Source organism: Enterobacter sp., from assembly GCF_977039595.1.
Genome location: NZ_CDRQYH010000035.1, coordinates 1 through 330, shown reverse-complemented (window position 1 = coordinate 330; position 330 = coordinate 1). Strand labels below are relative to the sequence as shown.

Genomic DNA, 330 nt, shown 5'->3' with positions numbered 1-330 from the left:
CCTTACTGACAGCGGCTGCGAATGACAATGGCTACATCGTTTAAAGCTATCATAACCCCAATTGCTGCTGAATCGAAGCAGCAGGCGTCACATCCGCGTTTTATTTGCGCAGCGCCCGACAAATCAGGTGCGATAGCAGCTCAAGCTGTCGCGCTAGCTCCAGGCTCAGCCAGACATAGCCGTGAATGGGCGTTTCCGCCACGTTATCGCCCTGCCGCTCGTTGATTAACTGCTTCAGTTCCGCCACGATTTCATTGAGCCGCTCGCTGTTCGCCAGCACGGGCTGCGGGTTGCCTTCATAGAGCGCATGGGCGATGGTCAGCAGGGTCT

The 330-nt window shown here is 56.4% G+C and carries 1 pseudogene; it reads right to left on the bottom strand.

From position 1 onward, the window contains the following. Window positions 1-100: 100 nt before the first annotated feature. Window positions 101-330 (bottom strand): annotated as a pseudogene (locus ACWYRJ_RS12255) (FUSC family protein); the annotation flags it as partial.